Below are 17,067 nucleotides of genomic sequence, written 5' to 3' on the forward strand. Positions count from 1 at the left end.
ACTCTCCGCCCCCACACGCCGACCCCCACTCCTCACCCCTCGCGACCGGGGGCCGTCAGCAGGGCACCACGTAGTAGACCGGACTCCAGCTCGCGGTGCCGGTGTCGGGCGCCACATTGCTCCAGCGCTCCGAGCGGTTGGAGTTCAGGAAGCGCGCCCTCGTCCCCCTGGTCTGGTTGTTGTTGAAGGTGCCGTCGCCGGTCCACGACAGGTTGTAGGTGCCACACCGGTAGTAGTCGAGCGTGTCCCCGCCCCGGTACAGACAGAGATGCCCGGAACCGCAGGCGGCGGGCAGCCGGCTGCTCACCGGTGGCAGGGCGAGGTCACGGGCGGACCGCTGGCCTGGCGCCGCGACCGTGACATCACCGCCCGGCATGGTGATCCTGTTGGCGGAGACCTGCCTGCTGCCCGCCAGCTCGCTCAGATAACCCTCCACCCGCTCCTGGAGACCGGCGGCCTGATCAGAGGTCAGTCCGGCCCGGTCGGTCTGGGCCGCATAGGTCTGACGGGTCTGGTCCGGGGCGGTCTGCGCCCCCGCCGGCGCCGTCATCGCACTCATGGCGAGCGCCCCCACGGCAACCGCCCCGACCGTGGCCTTCAGCATGAACGCACGGATCCTGTTCATCGATCCCCCTTGTTTTCCCTGCCCGGAACCCTGACGTTCCGTAGCGCCAACACAACTCATCGTGACGAACGCGCTCGGCGGGCCGCAATGCGTACAAGTACGTATGGCGAAGGCGTGACCGGTGGTGCAGGGTGTGCCTGAAGAAGGGGGCGCGGCGCGCGGCGCCGGCCGGTCAGGGGCGCAGCGCCCGCAGCAGCAGGTCGGCCAGGTGGTCCGCGACCTGCTGCGGGGTGAGCGGGCCCTCGGGCCGGTACCACGTGGAGAGGTGGTGGACCGAGCCGAAGTGGTAGTCGACCACCAGGTCGGCCGGGGTGGCGGTGGAGAAGACTCCGGTGCGCTGGCCCTCCTCGATCAGCGCGCGGAAGCGTTCGTGGTAGCGGCGCCGTTCGGTCCGCACCTGTCTGTTCTTCTCCGGACTGAGGTGGTGCATGGAGCGGAAGAAGATCGCGGCGTCGTCGAGGTTCTCGATGGTCGTCACCACGACATCGGCGGCGGCGTCCCGCAGCCGGCGCTCGACCGGCCCCCCGGCGTCCGCGAAGCCGTCGAGCCGTTCCTGCTGGAGGCGGAGCACCCGGGCGTAGACCTCGTGGAGAAGGTCCTCCTTGGAGCCGAAGTAGTGGTACAGCGCGCCCTTGGTGACGCCCGCGGCCTCCACGATCTCCTGGACGGACGTCCGGTCGTAGCCGTGCACGGCGAAGAGCCGGGTGGCGGCGGCCAGCAGCCGCTGCGGGACGGGCTCGCCGCGTCCGTCCGTCGTCCTGGCCATCTGCCGCCACCCGCCTTCCGCTCCGTGTCACCCCCGGGGAACCCCTACGGGTCCGGTGGGGGACTGTCCCCGCCTGGGACGCTCATGAGCGGGAACGCAGTTCCCGCCTGAGGATCTTCCCACTCGTGGTCTTGGGCAGCTCGGGCAGGATCTCGGCCTCGCGCGGGCACTTGTACGTGGCGAGCCGCTCCCGGCAGTACGCGGTCAGCTCGGCGGGCTCCACCGTGACACCGGGCCGGGCGCTCACATACGCCTTGACGCTCTCGCCCCGGTAGGCGTCGGGGACACCGATCACCGCCGCCTCGCGCACCGCCGGATGGGTGTAGAGCACGTCCTCGACCTCGCGCGGCCAGACCTTGAGGCCCGACACGTTGATCATGTCCTTCTTCCGGTCGACGACATAGAGCCAGCCGTCCGGGTCCATGAAGCCGATGTCGCCGGTGCGCAGCTCGCCGTCCGGGAACGTCTCCTCGGTCGCCACCGGGTCGTTCCAGTACCCGGCGGCGATCTGGGGGCCGCGTACGGCGATCTCCCCGTGCTCCCCGAAGGGCAGTTCCCCGCCCTTCTCGTCAACTATCCGTACGACCGTGTCGGGGCCGGGCACCCCGACCGAGAGCGTCCCGGAGACCGGGTCCACCGGAGCCTCCGTCTGGGGCGGTACGGAGGCGCAGCCAGCGGTGGACTCCGTGAGGCCGTAGCCGTTGCAGAGGTACGGTCCGAGCCGCGCGCGGAACTTCTCGACCAGCGCGGGCGGCAGCGGCGCGCCGCCCGAGGAGATCATCCGGAAGGAGCTGAAGTGGTCGGGGGTCACGTCGGGGTGGGCGGCGAGGGTCATGAAGGCGGGGGCGGGGCCGACGGTGTACGCGGGCCGGTGCTCGGTGAAAGCGTCGAGGACGACGCCGGACTGGAAGTGGTGGGCGAGGGCCAGGGTGCCCGCGTTGGCGACGCACGCCGCGAGTTCGCAGACCATGCCGGTGATGTGGAAGAGCGGGGCGAGCGCGAAGTAGCAGGCGCCCTCGGCGATGGGCTGGCCGGCGCGCTGCCGCTCGGCGATCACCATGATGTTGGCGTGGGAGTTCATGGCGCCCTTCGGGCGGCCGCAGGTGCCGGAGGTGTAGCTGATCAGCGCGGTGTCGCCGGCGGCCGGGTCGCGGCCGGCCGGCGCGGCGAGTCCGCCGCGGGCCACGGCCAGCAGGTCGGCGGCGTCGCCGTCGGGTGGCGGCTGCCGGGTGAGGCCGAGGACCCGGGGGTCGTCGCGGCTCTGGAAGTCGAAGTCGCAGGCGGTGAGGACGATCCGTACGGCCGAGGCCTCGACGGTCTCGCGCAGGTATGCCTCCCAGGTGCTGTCGGCGCAGATCACCGCCGTGACCTGGGCGTCCGCGAGGATGTGGGCGACCTCGGCGGACTTGTACACGGGGTTGAGCGGTACGACGGTCGCACCCGCCTTCCAGGCGCCGAGCAGCGCCAGGACGAAGTGCGGGGTGTTCTGGAGCATCAGCGCGACCCGGTCGCCGCGCGCCAGGCCCCGGGCGGCGAGATGGCCGGCGACCGCGTCGGACAGCGCGTCGGTCTCGCGGTAGTCGAGGCGGCCGTCGAAATAGGCGAGCGCGGTGCGCTCCGGGGCGCGCGCGACGGCGGTGCGCAGGGCGTGCACGAGCGAGACGGCCGGGTCGACAGGGGCCCGCTGGGCCTCGTTGAGCCGGCCGAGCCAGGGTTGGGCGGAGTAGATGGACACGGCGGTCACCCGGTGCCTCTCTCCCACTTCTGCTGGATGTGGTTCATGGTGGAGAGCCAGCGGTCGGGGTCACCGGCGCGGGCCTGGTAGTAGCCCGCCACCTCGGGGTGCGGGAGTACGAGGAAACGGTCCTCCGCCATGGCGTCGAAGAGCGCGTCGGCGACCGCCTCCGGTTCGATCGCGGTGGGGGTGAGGACGAGCTCGCCGGCGCTCCCGGTGGCGGCGAGCATGTCCGTACGGACGCCCTGCGGGCAGATGGCGTGGACCTGGAGCCCGCGGTGGCGGTAGGTCAGCGAGAGCCACTCGGCGTAGGCGAGCGCGCCGTGCTTGGTGACGCTGTACGGGGCCGCGCCGATCATGGTGAGCAGTCCGGCGGCGGAGACCGTGGAGACGAACCGGCCCGCGCCGCGCTCCAGCCAGTCGGGGAGCAGGGCGCGGCTCGCCCGGACGTGCGCCATGACGTTGACGTCCCAGGCGGACGACCATGCGTCCTCCTCGGCGAACGCGTCGCCGCCGGTGCCGACGCCCGCGTTGGCGCAGTAGATGTCGACGTGGCCGCCGAGGGCGGCGCGGGCCTCGGCCACGACATGGGAGGCGTCGCCGGGCAGAGCGGTGGCGCCGATCTCGTCGGCGACGGCGGTGGCCTTCGCCGCGTCGAGGTCGTTGACCACCACGCGGGCACCCTCGGCGGCGAACCTGCGGGCGAGGGCGGCGCCGATGCCGCCGCCGGCCCCTGTGACCACTACCCCCGCACCGTGCACCGCGCTCATCGGGCCTGCCTTTCGGGCGTTCCGGTTTCCGTCATGGACTTCCCTGACTTCCCTGACTTCCCTCTAACAGACTAACCAGTCGGTATGTCAGGGGGAAGTGGAGCGGAAAACCTCGGGGACGGGCCGGGACGGCCTCGTTCCCCCGGCGGGCCCGGGGCGCTAGCGTGCGTGGCCATGACAGACGGCAGCCGGCGGCGCACCCGCCGCGGACCGCCGGCCGATCACGGAGGTAGCGCGATGAGCCTGTCCAGACGGGGACTGCTGGCCGCCACGGGCGCGGTCGGTGCCACGGGCGCGGTCGGAACGGCCGGCGCCGCCGGTGCCCTCCCGCCGGCCGCCGCGGCGCGGTCCGAAGGCGCCGGCGGGAGCGAGAACGGGAGCGACAGCGCGAGCGGGAGCGGCCGGAGCCGTACGCGCGTACGCACCGGCTTCGACCGGCTGGCCGCCGACGGCTACCGGCCGCTCGCCGGCCAGAAGGTCGGCGTCGTCACCAACCCGACCGGGATCACGGCGGACGCACGCCACATCGTCGACGTGATGCACGCGGACGACCGGGTGCGGCTGACCGCCGTCTTCGGACCGGAGCACGGCTTCCGGGGCACGGCGCAGGCGGGCGGCTCCGAGGGGCGGTACGACGACCCGGCGACCGGGCTGCCGGTCTACGACACCTACCTCAAGAGCGGGCAGCCGCTGGCGGATGTCTTCACCGCCTCCGGGGTCGACACCGTCGTCTTCGACATCCAGGACGCGGGCGCCCGCTTCTACACGTACATCTGGACGCTGTACGACTGCATGGAGGCGGCGGCGCTCGCGGGCAAGCGGTTCGTCGTGCTGGACCGGCCCAACCCGGTCACCGGCCGCGCGGCCCTCGGCCCGGTCCTGCACCCGGAGTTCGCGACGTTCGTCGGGCGCCGGCCGATCGCGCAGGCGCACGGCATGACGGTCACGGAGCTGGCGCGGCTCTTCAACGGCGAGTTCCTGGAGCGGCCCGTACCGCTGGAGACCGTACGGATGTCGGGGTGGGCGAGGGACGACTTCTTCGACGCGACGGGGCTGCCATGGGTGCCGCCGAGCCCCAACATGCCCACGCCCGACACGGCCCTGGTGTACGCGGGGACCTGCCTCTTCGAGGGCACGAACCTGTCGGAGGGCCGCGGCACCACACGCCCCTTCGAACTGCTGGGCGCGGAGGGCGCCGACCGGAGCTGGGCCGAGGCGGCGAACGCGCTGGAGCTGCCGGGGGTGCGCTTCCGCGAGGCGTACTTCGCGCCGACGTTCTCCAAGTTCCAGGGGAAGACGGTCGGCGGTGTCCAGCTCCACGTCCACGACCGCGCGTCGTTCGATCCGGTACGCACCGGGATCGGGCTGCTGGTGACGGCGAAACGGTCGTGGAGCGGGTTCGCCTGGCGCCCCGATCACTGGATCGACAAGCTCACGGGGTCGACGGCGGTCCGGACCATGATCGACGCGGGCGCGGAGCCCGACGAGGTGGCCGCCGCCTGGCGGGACGACCTGGCCGCGTTCCGTGCCGTGCGGCGGAGGTATCTGACCTACCGCTGAGGCCCGGCCGGCGCGCGCCGGCCACGGGCCCGTCCGGCCGACAACACACCGTCCGACAACGAACCGGCTGATAACAGTCGGTGACCCACCGGTATCCGAGCGTGTCCGGCAGGCGGCGTTGACCGCGTCGTTCACCGGCCGTGAGAGTGCCTGTCGTGATCGACGAGACACTGTCCCCCACGTCCTCCCCCACACCCGCGGAACCGGCCGCGGACTCGCCGGAGAGCCCGGAGAGTTCGCGCCGGGTGGCCCTCGCCAGCTTCATCGGCAACACCATCGAGCTCTACGACTTCTTCATCTACGGCATGGCGGCGGCGCTCGTCCTCGACGACGCCTTCTTCCCCAACCTCTCCCCCCTCAACGCCACTCTCGCCTCCTTCTCCACGTACGCGGTCGCCTTTCTGGCCCGCCCGATCGGCTCAATCGTCTTCGGCCATTTCGGCGACCGGGTCGGCCGCAAGACCGTGCTGGTGGCCTCGCTGCTGCTGATGGGGCTGTCGACCGCGCTGGTGGGGCTGCTGCCCGGGTACGCCACCCTGGGGGTCTGGGCGCCCCTGCTGCTGGTCCTGCTGCGCTTCCTCCAGGGCATCGGAATCGGCGGGGAATGGGGCGGTGCGGTGCTGCTCGCCGTGGAGCACGCGCCGCACGGCCGACGCGGGCTGTACGCGGCGTTCCCCCAACTCGGCCCGCCCGTCGGCTTCTCCGCCGCCACCGGCGTCTTCTGGCTGGTGTCCGCGACACTCGACGAGGCGGCCTTCGCGAGCTGGGGCTGGCGCATTCCGTTCCTGCTGTCCTTCGTGCTGGTCGCGGTCGGGCTGGTGGTACGGCTGAAGATCAGCGAAACCCCGGTGTTCACCCGGGCCGTGGCCCGTCAGGAGGCGAGCCGGGCACCCATGGTGGAGCTGCTGCGGCGCCACACCCGGGACCTGCTGCTCGGGGCGGGCGCGATGGCCGTCGTGTACGCCCTCTTCTACACGTCGATGACCTACAGCCTGGCGTACGCCACGTCGACCCTGGGGGTACCGCGCGACACCATGCTCGCCCTCTCCCTGATCACGTGCCTCTTCCTCGCGGCCGGCATCTGGCTCGCCGCCACCCGCTCCGACACGGCGGGCCGGCGCCGTCCGGCGCTCCTGGGCTGCGGACTCGCCGCGATCTGGGGGCAGTTCCTGTTCCCGCTGCTCGACACGGGGCGGCCGGTGCTGATGGCTCTGGGCCTCGGGGGCGCCATGCTCTGCGTGGGCGTGGCGTCGGGGTCGATGGGCGCGTACCTCTCCGAACTGTTCCCCGCCCGCGTCCGCTACTCGGGCGCGTCCCTCGCGTACAACCTGGGCGGTGTCCTGGGCGGCGCGGTCTCCCCGCTGGTCGTCCCGCGCCTCCAGCCCGCCTTCGGTTCGGCGTCGGTGGGCTGGTACGTCAGCGCGATGGCCGTGGTGTCGCTGCTGTGCGTCCGGGCCCTGCCGGAGACGCGGGAGCGGGAGTTGGGCTGAGAGCAGAGTGCGGACAGCGGACAGCGGACAGCGGACAGCTGAGAGCGGACAAGCCTGGGCCCCGTAACCCCCGGGGACCTGCCGGGAGTTACGGGGCCTCCGGACGGGGCCGCTGAACGACTCCTCCGGTGGTGCGTCAGTGCCGCTTGCGCCGCGGGATCTCCAGGTTGGCGAGGTACTTGCGGCCGGTCCAGGCCGTGTTGGCCGAGCCCGCGGGGTTGATCGGGCGGGGCGAGTTCTCGTCGGGGGTCTCGTCGTTGCCCGCGTCGTCGTGCTCGACGAGGAAGTGGTGGTGGGCGGGGTTCTTCAGCGCCGAGAAGATCCTCGGATAGTCGACGTCGCCCTTGCCGGGGTCGGTGAAGAAGAACCGCTTTCCGGCGTTGGCGGTGCCGGGCTGCGCCTCGCGGTTGCCGTTGGGGTCCCAGCGGATGTCCTTGACGTGGAAGAGCGGGAAGCGCTCCGGGTCGCGGCTGATGTACTCGTACGCGCTCTGGCCCGAGATCTCGATCCATCCGAGGTCCAGCTCGAACTTCACGTACCGCGGGTCGGTCTCCTCCAGCAGGATGTCGTACAGGGGCACGCCGTTGACCAGCGTGAACTCCACGTCGTGGTTGTGGAAGTAGAAGTAGTCGAAGCCGTTGCGGACGGCCTCCCTGCCCCACACGTTGAAGGCCGCGGCCATCCTCTTGTAGCCGTCGACCGTGCGCGGCGCGGTGTACGAGTGACCGGTACCGACCGCCTTGAGCCCGAGTATGTGCGCCTCCTCGTAGATCCGGGCGCGTTCCTTGGGGTCGTACCAGATGTTCTCGACCATGCCCCGGGGGCCGAAGTGGTTGCCCGCGACCTTGAGGCCGTGGGCGTCGGCCAGCTTGCGGAGCTGGGCCGGGGTGCGTCCGTCGTAGTCGCCGCCGATCTCGAACTCGGCGTAGCCGGCGTCGGCGAGCATCTCGAACGTACGGGACATGTCGAGCTCGTTGTCGGCGAGCAGGTCGCGGACGGTGAAGAGCTGGATGCCGATGCGGTCGAGCGGGAGGTCGCCGCCCCTGCCGAACCCGTAGTCCTCGTTCCGGCCGCCCTGGGGGTGACGGGCGGAGTCGGCCGCCGCGACGCCGGACATCGGGCCGAGGGCGCCGGCCACCGCGGCTCCGCCGGCCGCGCCGAGGAGTCCCCGCCGGGAGGTCATCAGAGGGATCCGTGGGTTCGTGTGTCTGCCGTTCATGTCAGTGTCCTCCTTGCCCAGGGGGCATCGCGATGCCCGGCTCGCCTGGGCCCGTGCTCGGTGCCAGGGGGTGCTGAATGTCCGGCTGGAGCCTAAGTCTCGCCAGCATCAATGGAAAGACTCAGTTCGACAGAACTTTTATCGTTACCGACAGAACTTTGTCTTCTCTTGAGCAGTTGGGCGGCGGTCATGAGCACGTCCGGGGCCCGCACGGCTGTGGGCCGGACCCGATCTCGGGTCCGGCCCACAGATCACTCCGAGCGATAGGTGTCCCCGCTCTCAGCGGTGCGAGGGGAACTCCACCACCTGCTGGTACGTCGGCCTGTTCTGCCAGTTGACCTTCGGGTGGGTGATACCTCCGAGCGCCCGGTGGATGATCGTGTCCGTGCACCACTGGTCGCCCGCCGAGCAGTTGTCGTCCCCGGGGTAGACCGTGTTCGCCGGGACCGCCGCCGCCGTCTTCAGCGTCGTCAGCAGGACGTCACGGCAGGCGCCGAGCGAGCCGCCGCCGCAGTAGGTCTTCGGCGAGGCGCTCTGGACCGGCTCGCCGAGGACCTGCCTGAGGTCCTTGTCGACATAGCCCCACCAGCCGTACTGGAACGACGAACCGCTGTGCGCGCCGGTCGGGCCGTGGCTGGAGGCCGGGGACTCGTCGATCGGCAGCGAGGCGGTGAGCGCGCTGTAGAGACCCTCCCCGAGTCCCGGCTTGAACTGCGCTTCCACCAGCCGTGGCCACCACGCGTCCATGGTGCGGACCGCCGCCGCGTTGGCGTACGTGTGCGAGCCCCGCGCGGTCTCCTTGCGGAGCGCGCCGGCCGCCTGCCAGGTCTCCAGCTGCTGGACGACCGTGTTCAGCGCGGAGTCGGTGACGGGCGCCGAGCGGATCACCTTCAGCAGGCCGGGCAGGACCTGTTCGCCCCTGAGGTCCGCCAGGGCGGCGTTCGCCATCGCGCGGGTGAGCGAGGCGCGGGTGACGCCGCCCGCCTGGACCAGTTTCTTCACCCGGTCGTCGAGCAGATCGCCCCGGTGCACGGCGCCGTAGCCGAATCCGGCCGCGTCGTAGTCCTTGGCCTGCCGGTTGTTCCAGGAGATGTAGTAGTCCTGCCCGACGGACTGCGGGTGCTGGGCGAAGGGGGTGTACGCGGACTCGTTGTACACCGGGTCGAAGCCCTGCCACTCGTACGCCCGCTCCGCCTTCACCGGCAGCGACGCGTCCACGCCGGACGCCCGCACCGGGTTGAGGCCGCTGTTGTAGTAGGCGGCGGTGCGGGCGTCCGCGTAGAACCAGTTGAAGGCGTAGCCGACCTTGTGCGCGGCCTGCTGGAAGGCCGCCGCGCCCGTCATGAACGCCGGGTCGTTGAACATCTGGAAGCCGATGATCGAGTCGGCCTCGTGGCGGTACGTGGTGCGCAGCGAGGTGTACGCGACGGGTTTGCCGCCGACGGTCGCGCGGTGCGTGACCATCCCGTACTTGGTGCGCCAGACCTGGAGCCGGTACGAGCCCTCGGCGGTGGAGTCGGCGGTGGTGGGCTTCCAGGCGTTCTTGCGCTCCATCTTCTCCATCGGGGTGCAGACGGAGCGGAAGAGGTACGAGGTCGACGCCTTGGTCGGGGCAGAGCCGTTCGGCTCGCAGAGCTCGACCGCGTAGGTGTCGGTGATGTCCTGCTGCGAGGAGGTCGCGCTCCACGCGTAGTCCTGGCCGCGCCCCATCTGCACGTACATGCCGACGCCCGCGAAAGAGACGCCCCGGGCGCTGATGCCGGGACCCTGGAGCTCCTGGAGCATCATCAGCTGTGGCGCGAAGTAGCCGGTCTGCGGGCCGAAGACCGCGACCGGGTTCCCGCTCCTCGTGTGCGCGCCGGAGACCAGCAGGGCGTTGGACATGCCGCGCTTGGCGGAGAGGGACCCGGCCGGGACGACGCCGTCGTCGAAGATGCCCTGGAGCGGCTTGAGTTCCTCGGGGGTGTCGACGGGAGCCGTGGCGCGGGTGACGGCCGAGCCGGTCCTGTCGTAGACGAGGGGTTCGGCGGTGACGGAGCCCGCGTCGGGCAGGGCGGTGCCGCGCGGCTGGTCGGGCTTCTGGGCGTACGGGAAGCTGGTGCCGTCGTGGACGGTGAGGACGGCCTCGGGGTCGTTGCGCTGCCGGAAGGCCTCCCAGACCGCCGTGCCCTCGGCCACGCCATACTTCTGCTGGGCCGCGAGGAGGGAGAGCGCCGCCTGCACCTCGCCGCCGCCTCCGCCGCCGAACTGGCCGCCGACGACCGAGGCGATGGAGATCAGGTCGGTGAGCTTGAAGGGCTGGATCTCCCCGACGTTGGTGATCGAGTCGATCTTCCCGGTGAGGACGTACTCGCCGGGGAAGTAGCGGCCGTCCTTGGCCTTCTGGCGGTAGGCGTTGATGCCGTCGACATACGCCTGCGCGTCCGCCATGGCCTGCTCGCCGCGCGCGCCCTCGGTGGACCTGATCCGCTCGATCTGGGCCTCGTACTCGGCCTCGGTGTACGGGGCCGCGGGCCAGAACTGCTGTTCAAGACCCTGGTTGGCGAGGGCGCCGCCGGCGAAGGAGGTCAGCTCGCCGCGGCCGATGTGGCGGAAGAGGTCCATCATCCAGAGCCGGTCCTGGCCCGCGGCATACCCGGCGCCGAACTCGGTGCCGTAGCGGGTGGTGCCTTTGATGTGGGGGACGCCGGTCTTCTTGTCGCGGGTGATCGTGACGTCGGAGCGGGGCGAGGTGACGGACTCGACCTGGTCGGACGGTACGCCGAAGGAGGCGTCGTTGAAGAAGTCGGTGACCTTGGCGTCGGTGAGACCGTCCTGTCCGGCCACCAGGGAGTCGTAGCGGCTCAGCTGGTCGGAGGCGTGGGCGGGGAACGTCCCGAACAGCCGGTTGCCGAGGATGTCGGCGAGGGTGGCGTTGCCGTTCTGGCCCGGCGGCAGGATGTCTGCGCACTGGCCCTGGCAGTAGTCGGGGTCGGCCGCGGCGGCGGCCGGTGCGGGGGGTGCGGCGGGGACGGCGGCCTGCGCATGGGGGGTCAGCAGGGCCGCGCCCAGCGCGAACACCGCGGCGGCGGTGAGGGTGGCGCGGTGGGGTCTTCCGGTGCGTCGTCGCATGGGGTGCTCCTCGGGGAGGCCGGTGCGCCGGAGGTTACCGGCGGTATGACTCGCCGGTAAGGTGAACATCAGTCACCTTTTCCGGATCCCCACACCCGAACTCCGCGCGGTTCCTGTGAATCGGGTTCGAAAACTGCTCGATATGAACCGGAATGCCAGGATCCATGGCTGCCATCTGTTTTTTGATGGAGCCGAACGGGGCAGGCGTACGTCCATTCCTCAACGCCGAACAGCGACGGAGGTGGCAGGCGATGGCCGGATTCCGGAGTCTCGCGAGACAGGTGCGCGATCCGCGGTGCGACCTGGCCTTGCGACGGTATTCCCTGCGCAAGTGCCTGGAGCGGTTCGCTCCTTACGGACACCGGGCTACCTGGGACCATCTGTGCGCGAGGCACAGCATGGAGCCGGAGGACAGGGCGCCCGACCCGGCGCGGCTGACGGCCGCGCTGGAAGAACTGGAAGAGGCGCGGGCCGTCTGGCTCGCGTACGAGACGGAGTTCGCCGAGCGGCGCAGGCGCGAGAAGCACGACGGGCTGAGGCAGCCCGGGAGCTGCGACGACTGGCACCGGCGGGCCTGGGGAGGCAACGGCGTCGCGCGGTGCGACGATCCGGCGGTCCATCCGTCGGAGTCGCTGGCCGAGGTGCTGCGCCGGCTGGTCTCGGGGCTGAAGAGCGGCCCCGGCGCCGCCTGCCCCGTCTGCGCGGAGCGCGGGTTCGTCTGGCGGCCCGACCTGTCGGGCGAGCCGTGGTCGGGACCGGTCTGCACGGGCTGCGGCATCGTCGTACCGCCGCCCCTCCTCACGTCCGAGGCGCTGGCCCGGGCGAAGCGGATGCGGATGAAGGATCTGGCGTCGGTGGCGTAGGACCTGTGGGGGCGAGTCCGGAAGACGGCACGCCCCCACGGAGTCAGGGCCGCGGGCCGGATGACGGCGCGCTCAGGACGCCCAGGGCGCCTGATGCGCCTGATGCGCCTGATGCGCCCGGTGCGCCCGGTGCGCCCGGGATCAACGCGGGCCCGGGGCGGGGTCCTTCGCTGACGGCCGTTCCTGGGGAGCACGGCGCTCCGGCAGCAGGCGCGAGCCCGTCAGGCGGTCGCCGAAGATGTCGTCGGGGTTGGACAGGACACAGGTCTCCAGCGAGAGACAGCCGCAGCCGATGCAGTCCGTGAGATGGTCGCGCAGCCGGCCGAGCTGCTTGATGCGCTCGTCCAGCTCCGCGCGCCACGCCTCGGACAGCCTGGCCCAGTCGTCCCGCGTCGGCGTGCGCTCCTCGGGGAGTTCCGCCAGGGCGTTCCTGATCGTCGCCAGCGGGATGCCGACCCGCTGCGCCGCCCGTACGAAGGCCACCCGGCGCAGCGCGTCACGGGAGTAGCGGCGCTGGTTGCCACTCGTCCTGCGGCTGGTGATCAGCCCTTTGGACTCGTAGAAGTGCAGGGCCGAGACGGCGGCGCCGCTGCGCGCCGACAACTGTCCGACCGTGAGTTCGCTGATGGTCTCCGGAATCTGTGGCACCCCCCGGAGCCTACTGCCCTCGTTGACATCCGAGCACTTGCGCAACATGCTCGTGCTGAGCAAGCGCTTGGACAGATGCGGGCGGACCGACAGCACGGACGGACAACGGAGAGGCGGCACCAGGGACATGGCCGAGCCGAGGATCTTCACTTCAGCCGAGGAGCTGCGCGCCGGGATCGGCGAGCAGCTGGGACACAGCGACTGGCTGGAGGTCGACCAGAAGCGGATCGACCTCTTCGCCGAGGCCACCGGCGATCACCAGTGGATCCACGTGGACCCCGAGCGCGCCGCGCGGGGCCCCTTCGGGACGACGATCGCGCACGGCTATCTGACGCTGTCGCTGCTGCCCGCGCTGGTACCGGAGGTCGTGCGCGTCGAGAACGTGAAGATGGGCATCAACTACGGCACGAACAAGGTCCGTTTCCCCTCTCCCGTGCCGGTCGGCTCGCGGCTGCGCGCGACCGCCGTCCTGAAGGACGTCACGGAGGCGGGCGGCGGTGTCCAGATCACCACCCTCGTCACGATCGAACGCGAGGGCGGCGACAAGCCGGCCTGCGTGGCGGAGTCGGTGTCGCGCTACTTCTTCTGACCGGCGGGGCCCTCGGTCCTCGGCGCGGCCACCATGCGCAGGACGAGATCGGCGTAGAGCGCGCCGACCTCGTCGGGCGTCCGGGGGCCCGCCGCGTTGAACCAGCGCGCCACGTCGATACAGAGGGAGAGCACCGCGAGCGTCGTCCCCGGCACGTCGGGGACGTCGAACTCCCCGTCCCGTACGCCGTCGACGAGGATCCGGCGGATCGCCGCGCTGCAGCCGCGCCGCAGCTCGACGATCTCCGCGCGGTGCTCGGCGCCGAGCGCGTCCAGTTCGTACTGGACGACCCGCGCCGTGGTGTGCCGCTCCGCGTGCCAGCGGACGAAGCCGCGTACGGCGCCGGAGAGCCGCTCCGCCGCCGTGCCCCCGCCGTCCGCGGCGGCCGTCAGCAGCGCCAGGGCGCTGCCGTGGCCGATCCGGCTGATGCGGTGGAGCAGCTCTTCCTTCGTCTTGTAGTGGATGTAGAGCGCCGCCGGGCTCATCCCCGCGCGTCCCGCGATGTCCCGGGTGGTGGTGGCGTGATAGCCGCGCTCGGCGAACGCCTCGACGGCGGCGACCAGCAGCTTCCTGGCCGCCTCCGGGGTGACCTCACCCCACGGCGTGTGCTCACCGTCGGCCGCCTGCTCCGCCGTGCGCATCGCGCGCCCCTTCCGTTCGGTCGTCCATTCGACAGGACGCACACCATACCCCGGCGGTGAGCAAGCGCTTAGGGTCTAGAGCTTCTGGAAGGGGTCGTGCTCGGCCAGGATCTTCTCCAGCCTGGCCTGGTCCACCCGGCTGGTGATCTGGCCGGCTTCCTGGCGGTCCCTGATCACCTTGGCGAGGGTGAACGCCGAGGTCGTGAGGTAGAGGACGGAGATACCGAGGAAGCCCCGTACCCAGGCGCTGGCGTCGAGCTTGACGATGCCGACGGTCATCGCCACGAGGGCGAGGCCGAAGGAGGCGACGGCCTGCGCGTAGTAGGCCGGGGTGATCTGCTGCTTGACGGGTGTGTCGGTCATGCGGGACAGCCTCCGCCGCTGTGGCGGAGGCCACATCCGTACGCGTACTCAGGGCGTACTCAGGGAGGGACGCGTCCGCGCCCCTCCGTCGGTCTCGATATTGCGGTGGGAGCGGCGGCACGGTCGGCGTACGTTCCCCTCATGACGTCTGCGACCGGCTCCCCCCGTTCTTCCGGTTCCTCCGGCTCCGCCACCTCGCCGGTCCCTCCCCCCTCCCGGCTGCCCTGGCTGGCGCCGGCCGCGGCCGGGGTGACGGTCGTTCTCTGGGCCTCCGCCTTCGTCTCGATCCGCAGCGCGGGCGCGGCGTACGCGCCGGGGTCGCTGGCGCTCGGCCGGCTGCTGGCCGGGGCGCTCGTGCTGGGCCTGGTCTGCCTCGTCCGGCGCGAGGGCCTGCCGCCGCGGGCCGCCTGGCCCGGGATCGCCGTCTCCGGGCTGCTCTGGTTCGGCGTCTACATGGTGGTGCTCAACTGGGGAGAGCAGGAGGTCGACGCGGGGACGGCCGCGATGGTGGTGAACACCGGACCCGTTCTCATCGCGCTGCTCGGCGGCCGGCTGCTCGGCGAGAGCCTGCCGCCCCGGCTGCTCGCCGGCATGGCCGTCTCGTTCGCGGGCGCGGTGGCCGTGGGTCTGTCGATGTCGGGCGAGGGCGATGCCTCGGTGCTCGGGGTGGCGCTGTGTGTGCTGGCGGCGGTCGCGTACGCGGGCGGGGTGGTGGCCCAGAAGCCTGCGCTGGCGTACGGGAGCGCGCTCCAGGTGACCACCTTCGGCTGTCTGACGGGCGCGGTCGCCTGTCTGCCCTTCGCGGGGCAGCTCGTCCACGACGCGGCGGGGGCGCCGCTCACCGCGACGCTCAACATGGTCTATCTGGGCGTGTTCCCGACCGCCCTGGCGTTCACGACCTGGGCGTACGCACTGGCCCGTACGACGGCGGGGCGGATGGGGGCGACGACGTACGCGGTGCCCGCGCTGGTCGTGCTGATGGCCTGGCTCGTGCTGGACGAGATCCCGGGGCTGCTCACCCTGGGCGGCGGCGCGCTCTGTCTCGCCGGGGTAGCGGTGTCGCGCTCGCGGCCGCGCTCCCGTACCGCCGTCGTCCCGGGGAGCGCCGAAGTGGCGGAGCACCGGAACGCCGGAACGCCCGAGGGACAGAGGCCGGCCTGAGCGCGACCGTCCGCGTCCCGCCTCCGCGCCCCCGCGTCCTCGGCTCCCCCGGGCCCCTCTCCGGGCTCCTGACGGCGTCCTCCGCCGGGTCCGGACGCGTCAGGCGTCGAGTCCGGGCTGGTCCCTCGGTGCGGGGCAGATCCGCCGGCCGAAGTCGTCGAAGACGTAGAGGTGTGCCAGATCGACCAGGAGCGGCACCTGCGCGCCCGTCCGCAGCCGCATGTCGGGGCCGGTGCGGACCACCAGGTCGCTCGCGGCGATGGCGGCGCGTTCGGGGCTGTGGGCGGCGGGCTCCTGGCGCGTCAGCGGCTCGTCGACGGCCACACCGGGAGCGGAGCCGTTGACGCCGGAGCCGTTGGCGCCGGGGCCGTTGGCGCCCCGCGCGGCCGGCCGGCCGCGCAGCCGGTCCAGGAGACCGGGGCCGTTCTTGCGGCGGCGTACGGCGGACTTCGGGCGGGGCGATTCAAGATCGGCCACCACCGCGGGCCGGGAGCCGATGTTCAGATGGACGAGCGCCTCGTGTCCCTGGTACTCCATGTGCTCGACGATGCCGCTCAGCGCCACCTCGCCCGAACGGGCCTGGCTGGGCGGGGCGATCCTGGCCGCCTCCGAACGCAGGCCGACGATGATCTGCCGGCCCTGCTGGATCCGGAGCAACTGGTGGTCGGAGCTGAGGGGTTCGGGCAGCCGCAGCCGCTGGCGGCCGAGGTCGATCGACATCAGGCCGTCGAGCGGCGCGTGGACGACGGCCTGGAGCAGGTTGATGCGCGGGGTGCCGATGAACGCGGCGACGAACACGTTCTCCGGCAGGGCGTAGACCTCGCGCGGCGCGCTGACCTGCTGGAGGACCCCGCCGCGCATCACCGCGACCCGGTCGCCGAGAGACATCGCCTCCGCCTGGTCGTGCGTCACATAGACGGTGGTGACGCCGAGTTCGGCGGTGAGGTGGGCGATCTCGGCGCGCAGATGGCTGCGGAGCTTGGCGTCGAGGTTGGAGAGCGGTTCGTCCATCAGGAAGGCCGAGGGGCGCCGGGAGATGGCCCGCCCCATCGCGACGCGCTGGCGCTCGCCGCCGGAGAGCTGATTCGGATAGCGGTCGAGGACGCTCTCGATGCCGAGCATCCTCGCGGTGGCCTCGACGCGCTCGGTGCGGTCCTCGCGCGGATTCTCCAGCTTGAGCGGAAAACCGATGTTCTCTCGATTGGTCATGGACGGATAGAGCGCGAAGTTCTGGAACACCATGGCCATTTCGCGTTCCCGCGGCGGCATGTTGTTGGCATATTCACCGTCGAGGAAGAGATCTCCCTCGGTGATGTCCTCCAGACCCGCGATCATGCGGAGTACGGTCGATTTCCCGCACCCCGACGGGCCGAGGAGCACCAGGAATTCACCGGGTGCGATATCGAGCGAGAACCGGTCGACCGCGCGGGCCGACCGTCCGTATGCCTTGCTGACGCTGTGCAGGGATATGGCGCGAGTCATGAATGGTTCCGCCCGGAAGAGGAGGGTGGAGCGGGTGCGAGGGT

Annotated in this window: 15 protein-coding genes; 5 read left to right on the forward strand and 10 right to left on the reverse strand. The window is 71.5% G+C overall.

The genetic code is table 11. From position 1 onward, the window contains the following. Positions 1 to 55: 55 nt before the first annotated feature. The 4 genes from AB0P17_RS12840 to AB0P17_RS12855 form a co-directional block, all read right to left on the reverse strand. The gene (locus AB0P17_RS12840; protein WP_365810287.1) at positions 56 to 625 is read right to left on the reverse strand and encodes a hypothetical protein; all 570 of its coding nucleotides are present in this window, start codon (positions 623 to 625) and stop codon (positions 56 to 58) included. A gap of 172 nt (positions 626 to 797) precedes the next feature. Next, positions 798 to 1,391 carry a TetR/AcrR family transcriptional regulator gene (locus tag AB0P17_RS12845; RefSeq protein WP_365810290.1) on the reverse strand — a complete coding sequence of 198 codons (594 nt, stop codon included), beginning with the start codon at positions 1,389 to 1,391 and terminating at the stop codon, positions 798 to 800. An 82-nt stretch (positions 1,392 to 1,473) separates the two neighbouring features. Next, on the reverse strand, positions 1,474 to 3,135 hold the full coding sequence (locus AB0P17_RS12850) for an AMP-binding protein (RefSeq protein WP_365810292.1): 1,662 nt from the start codon (positions 3,133 to 3,135) through the stop codon (positions 1,474 to 1,476). Continuing rightward, on the reverse strand, positions 3,132 to 3,896 hold the full coding sequence (locus AB0P17_RS12855; protein WP_365810293.1) for an SDR family NAD(P)-dependent oxidoreductase: 765 nt from the start codon (positions 3,894 to 3,896) through the stop codon (positions 3,132 to 3,134). Before AB0P17_RS12855 ends, AB0P17_RS12850 begins: the two co-directional genes overlap by 4 nt. A 237-nt stretch (positions 3,897 to 4,133) precedes the next feature. Here AB0P17_RS12855 and AB0P17_RS12860 point away from each other — a divergent pair, with 237 nt between their 5' ends. Both AB0P17_RS12860 and AB0P17_RS12865 read left to right on the forward strand, forming a co-directional pair. Beyond that, the gene (locus AB0P17_RS12860) at positions 4,134 to 5,456 is read left to right on the forward strand and encodes a DUF1343 domain-containing protein (RefSeq protein WP_365810294.1); all 1,323 of its coding nucleotides are present in this window, start codon (positions 4,134 to 4,136) and stop codon (positions 5,454 to 5,456) included. Between the two features lie 170 nt (positions 5,457 to 5,626). Further along, positions 5,627 to 6,946, forward strand: coding sequence for an MFS transporter (locus AB0P17_RS12865; protein ID WP_365810495.1), 1,320 nt, complete (start codon positions 5,627 to 5,629; stop codon positions 6,944 to 6,946). A gap of 136 nt (positions 6,947 to 7,082) precedes the next feature. On the opposite strand, the gene AB0P17_RS12870 is transcribed toward AB0P17_RS12865, so the two are convergent. Both AB0P17_RS12870 and AB0P17_RS12875 read right to left on the reverse strand, forming a co-directional pair. Further along, the gene (locus AB0P17_RS12870) at positions 7,083 to 8,165 is read right to left on the reverse strand and encodes a sugar phosphate isomerase/epimerase (protein WP_365810296.1); all 1,083 of its coding nucleotides are present in this window, start codon (positions 8,163 to 8,165) and stop codon (positions 7,083 to 7,085) included. Positions 8,166 to 8,444: 279 nt separating this feature from the next. After that, positions 8,445 to 11,276, reverse strand: coding sequence for a penicillin acylase family protein (locus AB0P17_RS12875; RefSeq protein WP_365810298.1), 2,832 nt, complete (start codon positions 11,274 to 11,276; stop codon positions 8,445 to 8,447). Positions 11,277 to 11,527: 251 nt separating this feature from the next. Between AB0P17_RS12875 and AB0P17_RS12880 the strand changes: the two genes are divergently transcribed. Next, the gene (locus AB0P17_RS12880; protein ID WP_365810300.1) at positions 11,528 to 12,139 is read left to right on the forward strand and encodes a hypothetical protein; all 612 of its coding nucleotides are present in this window, start codon (positions 11,528 to 11,530) and stop codon (positions 12,137 to 12,139) included. A gap of 141 nt (positions 12,140 to 12,280) precedes the next feature. Here AB0P17_RS12880 and soxR read toward each other — a convergent pair whose 3' ends face one another. Continuing rightward, entirely contained in the window at positions 12,281 to 12,787 is a 507-nt protein-coding gene (gene soxR / locus AB0P17_RS12885) for a redox-sensitive transcriptional activator SoxR (protein WP_365810302.1), read from the reverse strand. A 127-nt stretch (positions 12,788 to 12,914) separates the two neighbouring features. On the opposite strand from soxR, the gene AB0P17_RS12890 reads away from it, so the two are divergent. Continuing rightward, on the forward strand, positions 12,915 to 13,376 hold the full coding sequence (locus AB0P17_RS12890) for a MaoC family dehydratase (protein ID WP_365810304.1): 462 nt from the start codon (positions 12,915 to 12,917) through the stop codon (positions 13,374 to 13,376). Here the strand turns inward: AB0P17_RS12890 and AB0P17_RS12895 are convergent. Further along, positions 13,364 to 14,017, reverse strand: coding sequence for a TetR/AcrR family transcriptional regulator (locus tag AB0P17_RS12895; RefSeq protein WP_365810306.1), 654 nt, complete (start codon positions 14,015 to 14,017; stop codon positions 13,364 to 13,366). The two genes, AB0P17_RS12890 and AB0P17_RS12895, sit on opposite strands and share 13 nt — an antisense overlap. 75 nt (positions 14,018 to 14,092) lie before the next feature. After that, on the reverse strand, positions 14,093 to 14,380 hold the full coding sequence (locus tag AB0P17_RS12900; RefSeq protein ID WP_365810308.1) for a YiaA/YiaB family inner membrane protein: 288 nt from the start codon (positions 14,378 to 14,380) through the stop codon (positions 14,093 to 14,095). A gap of 141 nt (positions 14,381 to 14,521) precedes the next feature. Between AB0P17_RS12900 and AB0P17_RS12905 the strand changes: the two genes are divergently transcribed. After that, complete coding sequence (locus AB0P17_RS12905) at positions 14,522 to 15,541, forward strand: DMT family transporter (protein ID WP_365810310.1); 1,020 nt, start codon at positions 14,522 to 14,524, stop codon at positions 15,539 to 15,541. A 99-nt stretch (positions 15,542 to 15,640) separates the two neighbouring features. Here AB0P17_RS12905 and AB0P17_RS12910 read toward each other — a convergent pair whose 3' ends face one another. Continuing rightward, positions 15,641 to 17,023 carry an ABC transporter ATP-binding protein gene (locus tag AB0P17_RS12910; RefSeq protein ID WP_365810312.1) on the reverse strand — a complete coding sequence of 461 codons (1,383 nt, stop codon included), beginning with the start codon at positions 17,021 to 17,023 and terminating at the stop codon, positions 15,641 to 15,643. Between the last annotated feature and the right edge of the window lie 44 nt (positions 17,024 to 17,067).

The sequence above is a fragment of the Streptomyces sp. NPDC088124 genome, assembly GCF_040685895.1.
In the GTDB taxonomy this organism is placed as follows: domain Bacteria; phylum Actinomycetota; class Actinomycetes; order Streptomycetales; family Streptomycetaceae; genus Streptomyces.